The following is a 16419-nucleotide window of genomic DNA, read 5'->3' on the forward strand; positions in this document are numbered from 1 at the left end:
AAAAACTTCCAGGACTTCTTATGATTTTAAAAACATCTTATTATTTATGCTAAAACTACATTATTTCTTCTTGGAGCCTTATCACAAAGAACATCTGCAATGCTTCTGGAAATCATATTTCCTTCCGTAAGATTATCCAGCCAGAAAAACTCACCTGCGGCATTGATCTCAATAAAGTAATATTGATCTTCAGGAGAAACAATAATATCTATTGCACCATAGTCTACATTATAAATATCCAGCAGCTCCAGCAGTTTCTCTTCAACATCCTTCGGAAGTTCTGTTTTTGTCCATTTATCAAGTAAATTAACACCATCCTTTCTCCAATCTACCTTTGCGTCTTCAAATTGTTGCGAATCCACTTCAAAAGCATAGACATCTCTTCCTACAATGGTAACACGAAGCTCTCTTTTCTTTTCGATCATCTGCTGAAACTGCATCGGGCAGTACAACAGAGAATCCAGCTCTTCAAACTTATCTTCTTTTACCACATTAGTAAAAACCACATTTTCTACTCCGTCTTCGTAAATAGCAAAACCCGTTTGCATTTTAGCAACAACATTCTGATGTTTAAGAATAAATTTCTTTGCTTCTTCCGGATTGTTTGTAAGACAGGTTTCCGGAACTGAAAGACCTATTTTATGAGCTAATTTCAATTGTTCTTCTTTGCTATCCAGTCTTCTGTAAACACTTGGTTTACCTAATGAATAAGCATCAATAGACTCCAGAAAACCGAACAATGTATTACGAATTTCCCCCATTGCGGCTCCGAAAAACTTAGTATCCATCTCTTCTTTCAAACCTTTTCCTATATTGTAGGCTCTTCGGTACCATACTGCTGAAATATCATCCAGACGATACTTGGCAGATGGTGTTTCAAGAATACTTATCCATTCTCCATCCTGAAAAATGGTTGACAGTTTATTTTCTAAGGGATATAAATCAACATCAAAGCGAATGACTTCACAGTTATTATCTGCAACGTATTCTGTTACTTTTTCAATTGAAAAATTATCTGCGGTATGTGTTATAATTAAAATTTTATTCATGGAAATTAATTCTTTTGATAAGGTTATCGGCAATTCTTTCTGCTATGGGAAAGCCTAGTTCTTTTTGCAGCATTCCCCATTCTCCCTGCGGATTGACTTCAAGAAAATAATATTCTCCGTCTTTTCCTTTTATTACATCAATGGCTCCCATATAAAGCCCCATTTCCTTCATCATGGAAGTCAAATTTATTTTGATATTTTCAGGTAGCTCATAGGCAGACCAGAAGTAGTTTTCATTGCTTATTCTCCAGTCTGCATTGCTACTGTTATTGATCTTACCTGTAAAGAAAACTCCGTCTACATACATGATTCGCAATTCATATTCTTTATCAATGTAAGGCTGGAAGATCATTGGACAGTAGGCAATATCAGAAAGATATTCCAGGGTTTCTTCCTCAATAATCATGGTAGAAATAAGGTTTTCACCACTCATGGTTTTGGATTGTACACCATGCAGTTTGGCAATTGCTTTTCCTGAACAATATTGATGAAAAAATGTGGTTATTTTCTCTTCATCATTAGAAAACATAGTTTTGGGAATGGTCAGGTGATTTCTTTGGGCAATTTTAAGCTGAAGCATCTTGTTTCCATCAATTTTCTTTTCTTTTTCAAAGGGATTGATCCAAGGAATATCTTCAAGGGAAGTGAACAAATTATAACGAAGACTTCCATATTCGATCTGAAAGATCTTCTCGTAGTTCTCATCCAGTTCTTCCGGAACACTTATCCGCCATGCTTTTCTGTGCCATACTCCTTTAATATCATCAGAATGGATGGTATTTCCGGACTCATCAGTAATTTCAAATGAGTTTTCATTGATGCTGATTTTCTGAAGATGATTAAGCTGATCGGAATTCAACCTAAAATAAGGAATATTTTTAGAAGAAAGATATTGAAAGAAAAGATCAATAGTATAAAAATCCTGCGAGTGGGTGATACAGAGAATCATTTGCCAGTTTTACTAAAAAGGGAAACTTAAAGTTTAAGTTTCCCTATTATTACAATTTTGTTAATATGTTACTGTAAAATGATCATTTTATAGTAAGATCGCATCATCATCACCATCAGAAGGATATTTCATAGTATGCTGCAAATCAGCCTGAGGAGAAGTTACATTGTCTATTGTAGGCTTTGTAATACTGTCTCTTTCAGGAATCGTGATAATATCCGTTCCTCCTTTTACTGTTTCAGGATCTTTAAGTTGTTTTTCAAGAAATGACGCGAAAAACGGTTTCTTTTTTGAGTTTTTGTTTTCCATAAGTGAATATGTTTGTTTATTTGATAATCGAAAATACACAATTTTCAACTCATGGAGAAATATTTTCACATTTTAAGAAAATTTTAACATAATCAACAAAAAACAACAGCATATCATTAGCTTAATCCCAGAAATTGCTTAACTACATTAGCAAAATCTACAGGATTTTCAGCCTGCACCCAATGTCCTGCATTTTTCACAGTAACAATTTTAGCCTTTGGAAACTGCTGCTTTATCCCATATTCGTCCTGTGGAAGGATATAGTTGGATTTCTCTCCGGCAATAAATAAGGCTTCACCATCAAAGATTCCGAATTTCACAGCGTTGGAAACAAATTCATTATACTTTTCGGATAGTGTTTTAAGGTTAAACCTCCAGTTCAGCTTTTTATTATCATCCCAATACAGGTTTTTTGTTAAAAACTGGATCGTTGATTTTTCAGGAATGTACTGGCTTAAAATAGCTTCCACATCATTTCTGGAACCCACGGTATTAAAGTCAACACTTTCCAAAGCCTTGATTACTCCTTGATGATGTGGTGGATAAGCTTTTGGAGAAATATCCACTACAATCAGCTTTTCAACTCTTTCAGGATATTTTATGGCAAACTGCATTACCGCTTTTCCACCTAAAGAATGTCCCAAAACATGTGCTTTTTGAATTCCGTAATGATCCATATAACGGGCAATATCATCCGCCAGATCATCATGGGACATATCATCTGAATGAAAACTTCTTCCGTGGTTTCTAAGATCAATCAGATGTACCGGAAGATATTCTCCAAGATCTTTTCCGAAACTTCCCCAGTTGTCAAGCATCCCGAACAATCCGTGGAATACCAAAAGCGGTGTAGCCGTTGAAGCCTCACCAAATATTTTTGAGTTTAAGATTTCCATATTTTTTAGAAGTTAGATACGAAAAAGTAGAAGTTAGAAAAAGGCATTGGTTTCCTCTAACTTCTAGCTTCTCCATTATTTATTACCATTTTGCCAATCTCTTCAAATAAGATTGAACTGTATTTTCCAGTCCCATATAAAGTGCCTCGGAAACTAAAGCATGCCCGATGGATACTTCCAATAGATTAGGGATATTGTCTGCAAAGTATTTTAGATTCTCTAAGCTCAGATCATGTCCTGCATTGATTCCTAGTCCAAACTCAGTAGCTGCAACAGCTGTATCATAATAAGGTTTTATAGCCTGTTCTTTATTTGTCAAATAATCTTTCGCGTAAGCTTCAGTATATAGTTCAATTCTGTCTGCTCCTGTCTTTGCTGCATATTCTACCAGCTCAGGCATTGGATCAAGGAAAATTGAAGTACGGATTCCTGCTTTTTTAAATTCTGCGATGATTTCCGTAAGATAATCCAAATGTTTTTTTGTATCCCAACCTGCATTTGAAGTGATGGCATCATCTGCATCAGGAACCAATGTCACCTGCTCAGGTTTTACATCTAGCACCATATCAATAAAAGACTGATGTGGATTTCCCTCAATGTTGAACTCAGTCGTAACCAATGGTTTCAGATCATAGACATCTTTTCTTGTAATATGTCTTTCATCAGGTCTTGGATGAATGGTAATTCCCTGTCCTCCGAATTCCTGGATCTTTATCGCTGCTTCTGTAACACTTGGTGTTTCTCCTCCTCTTGCATTTCTTAAGGTCGCAATCTTATTAATGTTTACGCTTAGTTTTGTCATTTTTTTATTTAAGATATTAGACGTCAGATATCGGATGTAGACTTACAATATAGTATCGTAAGATTAACTTCTAATGCTGACTCTTTTATTATTTTTTGAGTAAGGTTTTAAAAACTAATTTCTAGCCTTAATATCTCACTTTCTGTTCATTATACTTTTACACTTACCTGCATTACCTGAAGCTCAAATTCCTTCGAAGCTACCAGCAAATGGTCGAAAATATCTGCCTGAATCTGTTCAAAATGCTCCCACTTTGAATCATTTGCAAAACAGTAGATTTCCAGAGGAAGCCCTTGTGGAGTAATCTCCAGCTGACGAACCATTCTGGCTCCACTTTTCTCAATATCAGGATCGTTTTCTATATATTTTTGTGCATAATATCTGAAAACACCGATATTGGTAAGCTGTCTTCCGTTGATTTCTTTATCATTATGGCTCACATTCTCTTTTTCTTTTTTGATTTCCTGTCTTTTTTCTTCCAGATAATCTGCAATTAAGTTGATTTCCTTTAAGCGCTCAATATCTTCATCAGTAAGGAATTTAAAGGAATTGATATTGAAATAAATGGATTTCTTGATTCTTCTGGTATTGGATTCTGACATCACCTGCAGATTTTTGATCTCAGTGGTCAGTAAATCATAAGTAGGAATTGTGGAAACCGTTTTATCAAAATTGGTGATTTTTGTAGTCAAAAGATTGATCTCTGTAATGTTTCCTTCAATGCTGTACTTGGGAATACTGATCCAGTCACCTACTTTCATGTTTTTGGATGTAGCAACGTGAAGTCCGGTAACAAATCCTAAAATGGTATCTCTGAAAACTAAAACCAGAACAGCTGTTATTGCCCCCAAACTTCCTAAAATGGTTCCTCCTTTAATTCCAAAAATCAAACAGATTCCTATTACAGAAAGTACAAAAATTCCAAAGATTTTTACTGTTTCAGAAATGGCATTAAGAGTCATGATTTTGTAGTAATCTTGTTTGATTACAAAATAATTTCTAAAAGCCGTTAAAGCTCTAAATAATAATCCTGCAATCACAAAAATAGTAGCAACCCCAACAATAATCTCCAACAATGCAAAGCTTTTCGGATGTCTGTAAAAGACGGAAAGCAATGCATATCCCGCAAAGTTCAATGCTCCTAGATGAACCACGGAATTGGTAATTCTTGAATCATAGATTGACTTTAAAATAGGGAATTTTTCTTTATCAAAAAAGAATTTGAAAATAGTATTGACAATGAATTTAAAAACAAAATCCAAGAGATAGATCATCCCTGCCAGAAATAAAAATTTCAGCATAATCTGAATAGGAAGTGCCAGATCAGCATATACATGATCTCTCACAAAATAATGGATCTGATCACTGATATTCTGCAGAAAATCTCTGGTATCTTGTATTTCGTTTTTCATTACAGCAAATTTATAAAATTAAGAATGATGAATTTACTATTCATTATCAATTTTCATCCCAAATTTTAAACCTTTTATCAATTTACTTTTTTCATATCTTAGTTTATATTTAAAAAAATGGATACAACAATCATTAATATTCTCTGTCTTGTTTTATTATTTGTCGGAATATTGGGTACTTTTCTCCCGGTTCTTCCCGGCTTATTGCTAAGTATCTGCGGATTGCTGATCTATAAATTCGGGACTGATGCTGATCTTCCGATGATCTATATCTGGGCGTTTGGTATTCTCACGTTGGCTTCTGTAATCTTGAGCTATGTAATTCCTGCTAAAACCAACAGGAAATATGGAGGGACGCGCTGGGGAAGCATTGGATCTGTAATCGGAACCATTGTAGGAATATTTATTCCGATACCCTTAGGCTTCCTGATCGGAATGTTTGCAGGGGTATTTATTGGGGAGCTTCTGCATGACAGCAAGGATATGAACAAGGCATTACAATCCACTAAAGGAGCATTAATTGGGTTTATTTACGGAACCGGATTTAGCTTTGTAGTGGGAGTGGCAATGTTTTTGGTAGTACTTCTGAATATGTTTGATATTATTTAACAAAAAAAGAGAAATCATGTTTCATAAAGCTATCATACTTAGTCTGGGAATATTTGCATTAACAGGATGCGATGCCCAAAAGAAAGCCAAGGCAACTCCAAAAACTTCTGAAATGACTACAAATACAACTCCTGATCAAAAGAACGGTATCGTTTATTTGAATCAGGGTGAAAACAAATTCCTGAAAGAATTCCAGATGAATGTTACTTTCAAGGGAATTTCTGAGGACAGCCGATGCCCTGAAGGGGTAAATTGTATTTGGGCCGGAGCAGCACTTGCTCAGGTTGAAGTCATGGGAATCTCTACCCGACCTATGGTTTTAAATCTCGCCAGTATGGATTACCCCAATAGGAACTATCGACAATCAGCCGATTTTAACGGATATACGATTACATTGCAGGAGGTAAACCCTTATCCTAAGGCAGATGGAGGAACAACGGCATTAAACGGCAAATATAAGATCGGGATTTCCATCAAAAAAGCCGGAAAAACTTCCGATTCTACCACGCAATAGGCTTTTTCCCTTTGGAAACAAGATACTCGTTAATTTTTGAGAAGGGCTTGCTTCCAAAAAAACCTCTATAAACAGAGAAGGGCGACGGGTGTGCCGATTTTATAATAAAATGTTTAGCCGGATCTATAAGTTCGGCTTTTTTCTGTGCAAAAGCTCCCCACAATACAAAAACCACATTTTCTTTTTTATCAGAAATTTCCTTAATGATAAAATTGGTAAATTGTTCCCAGCCAAGGTCTTTATGAGAATTTGGCGTGTGTGCACGAACTGTAAGGGTAGCATTCAGCAAAAGAACGCCTTGTTTTCCCCAGTCATCCAATTCCTTTGAAGTTCTTACTACTCCAAGATCATCTTTCAGTTCAATAAAAATATTCTTAAGGGATGGTGGTGCAGTAACCTGCTCAGAAACAGAAAAACACAACCCGTTGGCTTGATAATCATTATGATAAGGATCCTGACCAATGATAACTACCTCAACATCTTCAAATGAAGTCAGTTCCAATGCTCTGAAGATCTGATCTTTTGGTGGAAAAACCTTTGTGGTTGCATATTCATTTTTTACTTTCTCCCAAAGGGTTTTGAAGTATTCAGTACTTTTTATTGGGGCTAAAATTTCTGTCCAGGTCATGTTGCAAAAATAATTAATATTAAAATAAAAGCATAGTCTATACCTTAAATATCTTCACTTTTCTTTCAATCAAAATATAGGAGAAATAGGATAATACAATAGACAAAGCAATTAATATGAAGCTATTCAACAGCTCTGAGGATACAAAAACAATTTTCTGCACTAATACTATATAATGGATAATATATAATGAGTAGGAAATATTTCCCAGAAAATAAACGGCATTACTTCCCAAGAACCTTTTAACAATACTATCTTCCCCATCATACAACTGTTTAATCATTATCGCCGATAATAATGGAATAAAGAACAGTCCTTTTTCTGTATACAGTAATAACAAAGACAGAATCAATGCAATATAAGTAACCAGATTTTTTCGCAATGTAATGCTAGGTAAAAAAGCAACTCCTATTCCCAGCAAGTAAGAGGATATGGTTCTTACTAAGGAATTTAGGCCAAAAGTAATATCAAGATAGGCCGAAGATTTAATCATTTGCATCTGCATGTCTGAGCCTAGGTACAGGTTATCCGGAAAGTACGGAAAGATCAGTCTTAAAACCAGACCTGCCACAATTAATATTTCACTACGTATTTTGTAACGAACGATAAAGAAAAGCAAGAAAGGAAATATGAGATAACAAATCCACTCGGTACTTAATGACCAATAAACACTCCCTAATGAATAATTAGGATTAAAAAAACACTGCAGTAAAGCAGCATTAATCAGAAATTTCGTTTTAGAAGTGTCTATTAAGAATACTGCAATGAAAATAACGGATAAAAAATAGACGGGATAAATCCTGTTTACCCTTTTCTTATAAAATTTCTGTATTACACTAAAGTTTAGGGCCTTAAATTTATCAGCATAAGAAATTGCCAATAAAAAAGCGCTTAACACAAAAAAGATATCCACGGCAACATAGCCTTTCTTTACAACAGTTTGAATCAGATCTATTTTAAAATGGATAAAATGAAAAAAGGTTACCCACAATGCTACAATTCCTCTCAACCCGGTTAAGGATTTTATTTCATTTTTCATATATGCTCTATAATATCGATCTGTCTGGCGATAAAGATAAAAAAAAACATGATGGATTCAAGGATTAATCCCTCAGAGCGGATTTTTTAAGCTAAAAATAAAATTATCTGGATTATTTTCATCTTTTTTACTTTCTTCCAAAACAAAATGATGCTTTAAGAGCAGCAACTGCGAATTAGTGTTTAGCCTATTTGTAAAGGCAAGCACGTTCTGTAAGTTCAATTGATTAAATCCAAACTCCAAAATGGCTTTCAAGGCTTCTGACATGATTCCTTTGTGATGATAATCCGGCAATAATTCATACCCAACTTCTGCTGTTTTCCTATCCTCAGAAAACTTCCACAGACAAATTGTTCCAATAAGGTTTGGATAACCTTTATAAGAGATTCCCCAGAAAATAATTTCTTTCTCCTGAGCTTTTCTTTTGATATGTAGAATAAACTCCAGAGCATCATAATTGGTTTTTGGAGAATTTCTTTTTACATACTGATTAATAACCTCATTGCTTCGGATTTTCAGAATATCTTCTACATGACTTTCATTGATGCCGCTTAAAATCAATCTTTCAGTTTCCAGTTTCATTTAATCTTCTTTATTAAGGTTTCTCCATCTACATTCTGTTTTTGTCATCCAACTTGACTACTTTTCCAATTATTTTGGTCTTAAAAAGATCTGGGTCATATTTTCCCGGATGGATATATTTTGTAAATCACTCAAATATACATAATAATCAAAATTCTCACTAACTTTGCATTGTGTATATAGATAAAGAAGATTTAGACGAATTAGAGTTTCCGCAATTGCTCGCGGAAATTTCCCCATTTGCGTATTCTCCGAAAACAAGAGAAAAAATTCTTCAACTTCGTCCCATGGAAATTGACGAGGCGGAACTTTCATTAAAAAAAACATCAGAATATCTGTCTAGTTTTGAAAGTTCAAATGCTATTCCGTTTGATGAATATGAAGATATTGAAAGTGAGCTGAAATTGATGCTGATTGAGAATTACCGTCTGGAAAACAGTGCTTTCATCAAAATAAAAACCATCACGGAACAGATCGGAAGATTACAAAAGTTCTTCCCTACCATGCCTGAGACATTTCCTACTTTATTGGAAGAGATTTCTGTACTGGAATTCAGAAAAGAGATCATTGATAAGGTAGATAAGGTTTTTAACCGTTTTGGTGAGGTAAAAAGTGAAGCTTCTCCGGCCTTAAAAGATTTGAGAACCGAGATACAGCATGCCAAGAAAGCTATTCAGGAAAACTTCAACCGTGCTCTTACCACTTATGGACAGAGTGACTTTTTGGACGACATACGAGAAACAATTATTGATGATCAAAGGGTTTTAGCCGTAAAGTCAGGATTTAAGAAAAGAGTTCCTGGAAGAACCTTGGGAATTTCAAAAACAGGTTCCATTACCTACATCCAGCCGGATAGTGTAGTAAAACATTACTTCAAGCTTCGTGAAAATGAGGAGGAGGAGAAAAAAGAGATCGACAAGGTTCTCAGAAAGCTTACTGCAGAACTGGCAGAGTTTCAACCTCAGCTTTGGAGGTATCAGATTTATATTTTTGATCTTGACCTTACAAGAGCTAAGGCAAAGTTTGCAGATTTGGTAAACGGAATTCTTCCGAAGATCAACCGCCATAAAACATTGAAGCTGAAAGATGCTTTCCATCCATTATTATGGTTAAGAAATAAGGTTGAGAACAAGACGATTCATCCACAGACACTGGCTTTAACGGAACACAACAGGATCATCTGTATTTCCGGGCCTAATGCCGGAGGAAAATCTATTACGCTGAAAACAGTTGGATTACTGCAGTTGATGATTCAGAGTGGTATTTTGGTCCCCGTACATCCGAAGTCTGAAATGTTTTTCTTTGAAAAAGTAATGACCGACATTGGTGATAATCAATCTATTGAAAACCATCTATCGACGTATTCTTCGAGGTTAAAGAAAATGTCAGGAATCATTCGTGAGGCTGATGCTAATACTCTTTTACTGATTGATGAGTTCGGAACCGGATCTGATCCTGAATTGGGAGGTGCCTTAGCAGAAAGCTTTATGGAGTTTTTCTATGATAAGAAAAGTTTTGCGATTATTACAACGCATTATACCAACATCAAATTAGTCATAGAACAACTTCCAAATGCCCAGAATGCGGCTATGCTTTTCAATGAGGAAACTCTGGAACCCATGTACAAACTGGAAGTTGGCCAGGCAGGAAGTTCATTCACCTTTGAAGTGGCGGAAAAGAATAAAATCCCGAGGTTTATCATTCATTCTGCAAAGAAAAAGGTAGAGCACGATATTGTTAATCTTGATAAAACCATCGTAAAGCTACAGCAGGAAAAATATGAAGTTGAAAAACTGAAAACAGATCTTGCCGAAAGAAAAGAATCTGTAGAAGATAAACGTGATAATCTCCAAAAACTGAATGATCAGCTTCAGCAGAAACTCTTCAATTTCCAGAAGCTTTATGAAGAAGAACACCGTAAACTACAGTTTGGAAATAAGATTGAAGCTTTTATCGACAGTTATGTAAAAGGAAAATCACGAAAGGATGTGGTAAAGGATTTCGTGAAAATTTTAGAACAGGAAAAGTTCAGGAAAATTGGAGCTGATAAAGATGAAACCAAGCGACTTCAGGTAGTGAAGAGAAAGATTACTCAACAGCTTAAAAAAGAAGAAGTCATTGAGAAAATCACTGAAACCAATGAAAAGCTGGAAGAAAAACGCAAAACCGATCGTGCAGTTTGGATGAAAATTGGCCAGCGTGTTCGCATCACCGGAAGTACCAGTGTTGGAACAATTGAGAAAATTTCCAGAAACAAAGTGATCGTTAATTACGGAACTTTCAAGACGACGATTAATTCTGACGAATTAGAGAGAATTTAATCTGTTTGAAGATTATTCAAATTATAAAAGAGAGTGCTTTTCAGTACTCTCTTTCTATTTTTTATCATTTATTATTCCTTGCCCAGCTTTTCTGAAATTCTCTTCAGGTTTTCAGATCTCGGAAATTCTTTTATTTTCAAATTAAGATAGTCATTGATTTTCTTTTGAGTAGAAATATCTAATTTTGTATAAAATTCTTTAAAAGGCATCAAAAGGTCTTCCCTCTTTTCCATGAATGAACTGAAAAATAAATTTTCAAAATCTACAAAATCTAATCTCTGATTCAGGCAAAAGAAGTCCACTATATTTTTTAAATAATCAAAGTAGAAATTCTGCCTTTCATTTTGGGGAACAAGCTCACTGAATTGATTTTTCAGAAAAATATACTTGAGTCTTATCCCTAAAGCTCCAGGAAAATCTGAAATTATTTTTTCCATTTTAGTATTAAACTCTCTAAGTTTTTCTTTTGAATTTATTTCCTTGTAACCGTTTTCTGATCCATAGTTTACTTCTTCGTAATACAAAGGATTTTCTGCAATATATTCCAATAAGGAAGATGTTGAAGAATAGATTTCTGTAGGTGTATTTTCCTTATATTTTCCCAATCCATCTTCCATAAAAAGCAGCAATAACTTATTCATTGTATTGGTATATACCAGCAACCCATATCCCTGTTTCACAATTTCCAACGGATATTTGCCAAGTTCTTTCTGAACTTCTGATAGAACCTGACTTTGCACTTCCTCCGAATTCCCCAAGACAGAATAATCTGTTTGTTTAATCAGTACTTTAAGTTTTTCGAAACAAGCTTCCCGACTCTTGCACTGAAGAGTAAATTTCTTCAAAAATTCAGGGCTAAAATTGATTTTTCTAACTGCTCCCTCCATTAAAAACCCTAAATCCGGAACCTTATCCATAGAAAAAGCAGTAACCAAACCTCTTAAGTGATCTTTTTGTTCTTCATTATTTTCCTTTTCATAAATTTCGGAAATCTTTTTTTGAAGCTCAAAAACAGAAAGCTTTTCTGTATCCTTTTTCATTTGTCTATTGAGAAGTACATACACTTTTTCAGTACTGGTGAATGGTCTGTCTTCTTCTCTTTTTTCAGAAATCCATACCGAAACGGAGTCGCAGTCTGCCTCACAGTGACCAATGATTCTGCCTACCCCAATGTAATTCATTTTATCTCGTGAACTATTCCAAAGCTTTCTAAATTCAGAAAACTTTATCTGCGAATTTTTAATACTTGCTCTGTCAAAATCCTTGAAATCTAATTTTAATAAGGAAAAGTATAACTGGGCATCGGAGCTAAGTTTCGTACTCATAAGGCTATCAATACTTACCAAAGCTTTCTGTTTTTCTGTATATGAAACACCTGACAATCTATTCGCATCTATCATCTTACTTCGGAAATAAAGTTTCATAGCTTCCATATTATAAGGATACTTTTTCCTGAAGCCAGAATATAAAATTTCATAATCTGCCGGGTTTTGAGTATATAATGCCAACCATACTTTTAAAAAATCCTGGTCTTCTCCTGAAAGTTTAGATTCTGAAATTTTGCGGTATGCTTTCTCCTTACCCAGAGTGTTATAATCCAGTAATGTTTGAATAAAAAAAGATTCCTTTGTATGCTTTTGGTAATAATCAGATTTCAACAAATCCTTTGCCTTTTTATAGCTTCCCTCTTTTGAAATTGATAAATTGATACCCAACTGCTCCTGAAAAGATTCTTCCAGACAATCTGCGTAGGTATATGAAAAGAAATTGAACTGTGCTGAGAATATCACAGGAAAAAGTAGGGCTATGAATTTAAATATATTCTTCATGATTATTTAATAGGAAGTTCAAATATAATTTTAAAATTCAGAATTCTGAAAAGCATTTAATTTATATATTTGGAGCATCAAAAAAAGTCACCATGATTTTCATAAACAAAGCATTCTACTTATCCGCTTTCAGTATTTTTTCTTTAGCACTCGTTAAGGGTCAGAATAAAGTTCCCTTTGGTGTTGTAAAAGCAGAGGAAGGATATGCCAATGTACGTGTACACAAGGACAATTACAGAAAAATTGTCGACAAAATCCGTATGCGTAAAGGTGATGTATTTGTTTATGTAAAGCCTGCTCCGGGAGAAACTGAGTGGATATGGATCAAATATCCTGAAAAACAGGATGATGATAAGCCTTTTGTACGTTATGAAACTCTTGACAAGGAAGGAATGGTCAATAAGGAACGTATCGCTTATATTGATCAGCTTCCAGCCTATACTCCTTCAAAATCTAAAAACGGAAAATCATTAATTTTCACAGATAATTCTGATCCCAAAGTTCTGACTTCTCAAAGAAGCAAAGTGGTCATTGATATTTACCCATCCAATGCCGGCTACCGTAAAAAGGAAAAGGATGCGGAAGGAAAGCTTCTTACGATTGATAAAGTAAAACCTTGGGGAATAGGAAACGATCTTCCCGAAGGAATGACGGAAATTAAGTCTATCAGAGTACAACAACCCGGAAGAGGGTCTGTTTTTGTAAGGGAAGCTATCAAAAACATGTTCCAGCCTACCATGGATTTTAACAACATAGGGGTTACTTCTCTGGACAACGACAATATTTTCCTTTATATGATCAATGGTTCGGGAGAAAACAGATATACCACCCTTTGGACGATCAAGAAAGGAAGAGTGATCAGCCAGATTATTTATCATAATCCGGAATAAATTCATTATTTTTGTACCGAAAAAGTTTAACGCTTATTCATCACAGAAACTGGTTCTGCCTAACCGCAGATTAAAAGGGAACCGTGTGAAAATCACGGACTGTCGCGCAACTGTAAGTAACTGAAATCTTTATCAAAAGATCCACTGTGCGAGGCATGGGAAGGAGATAAAAGATGTTACAAGTCAGGAGACCTGCCTTTTCTTAAACAAGAAACTTTCGCGATCTGAAGTTTTATTGATCTGATGGATTGTTTCAGGGATTTCTAAGATTCCTGTCATTATTCTGTTGTTTTAATATTATTTCATTTCGCCTTAATTAATAATGAAATATGACTACAGAAGAAAGAATTGAAGCAGCCGAAACCAGAATCTTTAAAGCGGTTTTCCCCAACACAACCAATCATTATGATACTCTTTTCGGAGGTACTGCCATGCAGCTGATGGATGAAGTAGCCTTTATTACTGCTACCCGATTTGCAAGAAAAAGAGTGGTAACGGTAAGCAGCGATAAGATTGATTTTAAAAAACCTATTCCTGCCGGAACTATTGTTGAACTGATTGGAAGAGTTTCACATGTTGGAAAAACAAGTATGAAAGTGAGTGTGGAGATCTTTACAGAACAAATGTACTCCTACGAAAGAGAAAAAGCAATTGTAGGTGATTTTACCTTTGTAGCAATTGACGAATTCAAAAAGCCAATTCAAATACTATAATAATTTTCGGGCGGCCAATGGCCGCCCGAAAATTTTCCAAAACAGGAATAACCAATCTCTTTCTTTCATAGAAATAAGACCGGATATTGAGTTATTTTATGATTTCACTACTTTTTCAGTTTCCAGGCTTCTGTTTAATAAGAGTTCAAATGCTTCACCCATCTCGTCCGATGCTCTGGTAATGGCATTTTCAAGCATATTTCTAATTTGCTTTTCCGTAACTCCGGCTTCTGTCCAGCTTTTTCCTGAAGTATGAGAATTCAGGATAAAAGGCATAATTCTATCGATGGCACAAGCAAAAATAGCATCAGGAGTCTTTTCCTCTTCAAATTCCAGCCATAAATTAAAGAACTCTGTACGCAAAGGCTCATCCAGAATTCCAAAGATCTTTTGGGCAGAGACTTTTTCTCTTTCAAATTTTCCAACCATTGCTTTCTCATCAAACAAAAAAGTATCACCAGCTTCAATCTCTACAAGATCATGAATAGAAAGCATTCTTATTACCCTCAGCAAATCAATATCTGTACGGTTTTTCGCATATGGATAAAGGATTTGTGCCAGAATAATAATTTGCCATGAATGCTCTGCCGTATTCTCTCTTCGGGAGTCATCTGCATTATAATTTCTTCTTTGTACATTTTTCAGGGCATCCACTGCCAGGATAAAATCGATCTCTTTCTGTATCTTCATCTTACTTTTTATTTATGATATTCTTCGGCTGGATATACCTTGGTTTTGGTAATCCATTTATTATTTATTTTTTCTTGTGTAATCACCTTTACATACTTTTCATCACTCTTATCCTCTTCCTTTTCAAGTACCTTATCCAGTCCTTTATTCGGAATCACCCTATATTCTGTGGTAAAAAAATTACAACATCCCGACTTTCCATAGCAAATCAAACGTTTACGAACAGGATCCGTTTCAAAAAGATCAAAATAGCTTGATGCAATGTCTGTAAGCTCTTTACTTTTTACAAAGGCCATCCTTGTACTGTTAAACACATATACATCATAAGAAGCACTGCTATAGTTACCAAGATTTCCATTTCTTATTGCTATGTCCTCCGTTCCGTCAAAATTAAAGTCATCAAAAACCACAGGACTTTGTTCCTTTTTTAGTTGAATCATTTTTCCCGGCATCGGTTTTTGATCATTTTCGAAACTTAGCACCAGATTATCAGACGTAAAAGTTTGTACCTTGGCATTTTTGTTATCAAACAATTCTACAGTTCCCTTACCCATACATCCGTCATTATAACAGTTTTCAATATGGATCACAGCATCGTAGTTTTTCGACGCATCTTTAACCTCAAATTGATATTGTCCAAAACACACAGGCCCTAATAAAATAAAGGCAGATAAACCTTTGTAGTAATTTAAAATATTCATGGTAATAGTAAATGTGAATTCAACTGTTTCTGTAAAAATCTCCATAACAAAAATACGAATCCTACTACCCATCTCAAAATTCATACGCCTTTATATCTCAAAATATGAAATCAGATCTCTGGTTTTTAGAAGCTGTTCCCGCTATCCGCTCATACTCCTCGCACCACTCCAAAACCCCAATATGCTGCGGGGTAACCGCTACTATCGGGGCTATGAAGTCTCATTATAAGCAATGTTGCCATTGGGTATCAATCAATTTGATCAGGATTGCAAAATACCGGCTGTCATAAAATCCTTGATGTTTCAATCCTATTTAAAGTAAAACAAATATTATCTCATTACATTTCTCTATCTAAAGCACTCAATTTTTAAGGTTAAAATCAATTATTTTGCCTTTAATAAGAATTCCTTAAAATCTGCAATAAAATTATAATGCTGATTATCAATTAGTTAAACTATTTATTTTAAAAATTTCACTACTTTGTA

The 16419-nt window shown here is 34.9% G+C and carries 17 protein-coding genes and 1 riboswitch; of the genes, 5 read left to right on the forward strand and 12 right to left on the reverse strand.

Annotated elements, in window-relative coordinates:
* Positions 1–44: 44 nt before the first annotated feature.
* The 6 genes from EG359_RS08030 to EG359_RS08055 form a co-directional block, all read right to left on the reverse strand.
* The gene (locus EG359_RS08030; protein WP_076352353.1) at positions 45–1049 is read right to left on the reverse strand and encodes an MvdD family ATP-grasp ribosomal peptide maturase; all 1005 of its coding nucleotides are present in this window, start codon (positions 1047–1049) and stop codon (positions 45–47) included.
* Positions 1042–1998 (reverse strand): MvdC/MvdD family ATP grasp protein, encoded by a 957-nt coding sequence (locus EG359_RS08035; protein ID WP_076352354.1) that lies wholly within the window; start codon positions 1996–1998, stop codon positions 1042–1044. The genes EG359_RS08030 and EG359_RS08035 overlap by 8 nt, the downstream gene beginning before the upstream one ends.
* A gap of 87 nt (positions 1999–2085) precedes the next feature.
* Positions 2086–2307, reverse strand: coding sequence for a microviridin/marinostatin family tricyclic proteinase inhibitor (locus EG359_RS08040; protein WP_076352355.1), 222 nt, complete (start codon positions 2305–2307; stop codon positions 2086–2088).
* A 116-nt stretch (positions 2308–2423) separates the two neighbouring features.
* On the reverse strand, positions 2424–3203 hold the full coding sequence (locus tag EG359_RS08045; RefSeq protein WP_076352356.1) for an alpha/beta fold hydrolase: 780 nt from the start codon (positions 3201–3203) through the stop codon (positions 2424–2426).
* Positions 3204–3285: 82 nt separating this feature from the next.
* Entirely contained in the window at positions 3286–4005 is a 720-nt protein-coding gene (locus EG359_RS08050) for a pyridoxine 5'-phosphate synthase (RefSeq protein WP_076352357.1), read from the reverse strand.
* Positions 4006–4154: 149 nt separating this feature from the next.
* A complete protein-coding gene (locus EG359_RS08055) occupies positions 4155–5417 on the reverse strand; it encodes a mechanosensitive ion channel family protein (protein ID WP_076352358.1) in 1263 nt (420 codons plus the stop codon).
* 117 nt (positions 5418–5534) lie between these two features.
* Here EG359_RS08055 and EG359_RS08060 point away from each other — a divergent pair, with 117 nt between their 5' ends.
* Positions 5535–6026 carry a DUF456 domain-containing protein gene (locus tag EG359_RS08060; protein ID WP_076352359.1) on the forward strand — a complete coding sequence of 164 codons (492 nt, stop codon included), beginning with the start codon at positions 5535–5537 and terminating at the stop codon, positions 6024–6026.
* A 16-nt stretch (positions 6027–6042) separates the two neighbouring features.
* The gene (locus tag EG359_RS08065) at positions 6043–6540 is read left to right on the forward strand and encodes a hypothetical protein (protein WP_076352747.1); all 498 of its coding nucleotides are present in this window, start codon (positions 6043–6045) and stop codon (positions 6538–6540) included.
* On the opposite strand, the gene EG359_RS08070 is transcribed toward EG359_RS08065, so the two are convergent.
* From EG359_RS08070 to EG359_RS08080, 3 genes are all read right to left on the reverse strand, one after another.
* Positions 6527–7168, reverse strand: coding sequence for a uracil-DNA glycosylase (locus EG359_RS08070; protein ID WP_076352360.1), 642 nt, complete (start codon positions 7166–7168; stop codon positions 6527–6529). The two genes, EG359_RS08065 and EG359_RS08070, sit on opposite strands and share 14 nt — an antisense overlap.
* Positions 7169–7205: 37 nt before the next feature.
* Positions 7206–8207, reverse strand: coding sequence for an acyltransferase family protein (locus tag EG359_RS08075; RefSeq protein WP_076352361.1), 1002 nt, complete (start codon positions 8205–8207; stop codon positions 7206–7208).
* 72 nt (positions 8208–8279) lie between these two features.
* Positions 8280–8789, reverse strand: coding sequence for a GNAT family N-acetyltransferase (locus EG359_RS08080; RefSeq protein WP_076352362.1), 510 nt, complete (start codon positions 8787–8789; stop codon positions 8280–8282).
* Positions 8790–8962: 173 nt separating this feature from the next.
* Between EG359_RS08080 and EG359_RS08085 the strand changes: the two genes are divergently transcribed.
* A complete protein-coding gene (locus EG359_RS08085) occupies positions 8963–11110 on the forward strand; it encodes an endonuclease MutS2 (protein ID WP_076352363.1) in 2148 nt (715 codons plus the stop codon).
* Between the two features lie 71 nt (positions 11111–11181).
* Here the strand turns inward: EG359_RS08085 and EG359_RS08090 are convergent, their stop codons facing one another.
* Positions 11182–12939, reverse strand: a complete 1758-nt coding sequence (locus tag EG359_RS08090) for a hypothetical protein (RefSeq protein ID WP_076352364.1) — start codon at positions 12937–12939, stop codon at positions 11182–11184.
* 92 nt (positions 12940–13031) lie between these two features.
* On the opposite strand from EG359_RS08090, the gene EG359_RS08095 reads away from it, so the two are divergent.
* Both EG359_RS08095 and EG359_RS08100 read left to right on the forward strand, forming a co-directional pair.
* Positions 13032–13829 carry a hypothetical protein gene (locus EG359_RS08095; protein WP_076352365.1) on the forward strand — a complete coding sequence of 266 codons (798 nt, stop codon included), beginning with the start codon at positions 13032–13034 and terminating at the stop codon, positions 13827–13829.
* Between the two features lie 33 nt (positions 13830–13862).
* Positions 13863–14043: riboswitch (cobalamin riboswitch) on the forward strand.
* A 115-nt stretch (positions 14044–14158) separates the two neighbouring features.
* Positions 14159–14542, forward strand: a complete 384-nt coding sequence (locus tag EG359_RS08100) for an acyl-CoA thioesterase (RefSeq protein WP_076352366.1) — start codon at positions 14159–14161, stop codon at positions 14540–14542.
* Positions 14543–14638: 96 nt separating this feature from the next.
* On the opposite strand, the gene EG359_RS08105 is transcribed toward EG359_RS08100, so the two are convergent.
* Both EG359_RS08105 and EG359_RS08110 read right to left on the reverse strand, forming a co-directional pair.
* Complete coding sequence (locus EG359_RS08105) at positions 14639–15232, reverse strand: HD domain-containing protein (RefSeq protein WP_076352367.1); 594 nt, start codon at positions 15230–15232, stop codon at positions 14639–14641.
* 8 nt (positions 15233–15240) lie between these two features.
* A complete protein-coding gene (locus EG359_RS08110) occupies positions 15241–15978 on the reverse strand; it encodes an XAC2610-related protein (RefSeq protein ID WP_084180318.1) in 738 nt (245 codons plus the stop codon).
* Positions 15979–16419: the final 441 nt, after the last annotated feature.

The sequence above is a fragment of the Chryseobacterium joostei genome, assembly GCF_003815775.1.
Lineage (GTDB): Bacteria > Bacteroidota > Bacteroidia > Flavobacteriales > Weeksellaceae > Chryseobacterium > Chryseobacterium joostei.

What these genes read in the sequence shown, in the direction of transcription:
- EG359_RS08065 (WP_076352747.1), top strand. Translation starts at nt 6,043, where the DNA reads ATGTTTCATAAAGCTATCATACTTAGTCTGGGAATATTTGCATTAACA.
- EG359_RS08105 (WP_076352367.1), bottom strand. Translation starts at nt 15,232, where the DNA reads ATGAAGATACAGAAAGAGATCGATTTTATCCTGGCAGTGGATGCCCTG.
- EG359_RS08110 (WP_084180318.1), bottom strand. Translation starts at nt 15,978, where the DNA reads ATGGAGATTTTTACAGAAACAGTTGAATTCACATTTACTATTACCATG.
- EG359_RS08030 (WP_076352353.1), bottom strand. Translation starts at nt 1,049, where the DNA reads ATGAATAAAATTTTAATTATAACACATACCGCAGATAATTTTTCAATT.
- EG359_RS08060 (WP_076352359.1), top strand. Translation starts at nt 5,535, where the DNA reads ATGGATACAACAATCATTAATATTCTCTGTCTTGTTTTATTATTTGTC.
- EG359_RS08045 (WP_076352356.1), bottom strand. Translation starts at nt 3,203, where the DNA reads ATGGAAATCTTAAACTCAAAAATATTTGGTGAGGCTTCAACGGCTACA.
- EG359_RS08100 (WP_076352366.1), top strand. Translation starts at nt 14,159, where the DNA reads ATGACTACAGAAGAAAGAATTGAAGCAGCCGAAACCAGAATCTTTAAA.
- EG359_RS08075 (WP_076352361.1), bottom strand. Translation starts at nt 8,207, where the DNA reads ATGAAAAATGAAATAAAATCCTTAACCGGGTTGAGAGGAATTGTAGCA.
- EG359_RS08040 (WP_076352355.1), bottom strand. Translation starts at nt 2,307, where the DNA reads ATGGAAAACAAAAACTCAAAAAAGAAACCGTTTTTCGCGTCATTTCTT.
- EG359_RS08080 (WP_076352362.1), bottom strand. Translation starts at nt 8,789, where the DNA reads ATGAAACTGGAAACTGAAAGATTGATTTTAAGCGGCATCAATGAAAGT.
- EG359_RS08070 (WP_076352360.1), bottom strand. Translation starts at nt 7,168, where the DNA reads ATGACCTGGACAGAAATTTTAGCCCCAATAAAAAGTACTGAATACTTC.
- EG359_RS08035 (WP_076352354.1), bottom strand. Translation starts at nt 1,998, where the DNA reads ATGATTCTCTGTATCACCCACTCGCAGGATTTTTATACTATTGATCTT.
- EG359_RS08050 (WP_076352357.1), bottom strand. Translation starts at nt 4,005, where the DNA reads ATGACAAAACTAAGCGTAAACATTAATAAGATTGCGACCTTAAGAAAT.
- EG359_RS08055 (WP_076352358.1), bottom strand. Translation starts at nt 5,417, where the DNA reads ATGAAAAACGAAATACAAGATACCAGAGATTTTCTGCAGAATATCAGT.
- EG359_RS08090 (WP_076352364.1), bottom strand. Translation starts at nt 12,939, where the DNA reads ATGAAGAATATATTTAAATTCATAGCCCTACTTTTTCCTGTGATATTC.
- EG359_RS08095 (WP_076352365.1), top strand. Translation starts at nt 13,032, where the DNA reads ATGATTTTCATAAACAAAGCATTCTACTTATCCGCTTTCAGTATTTTT.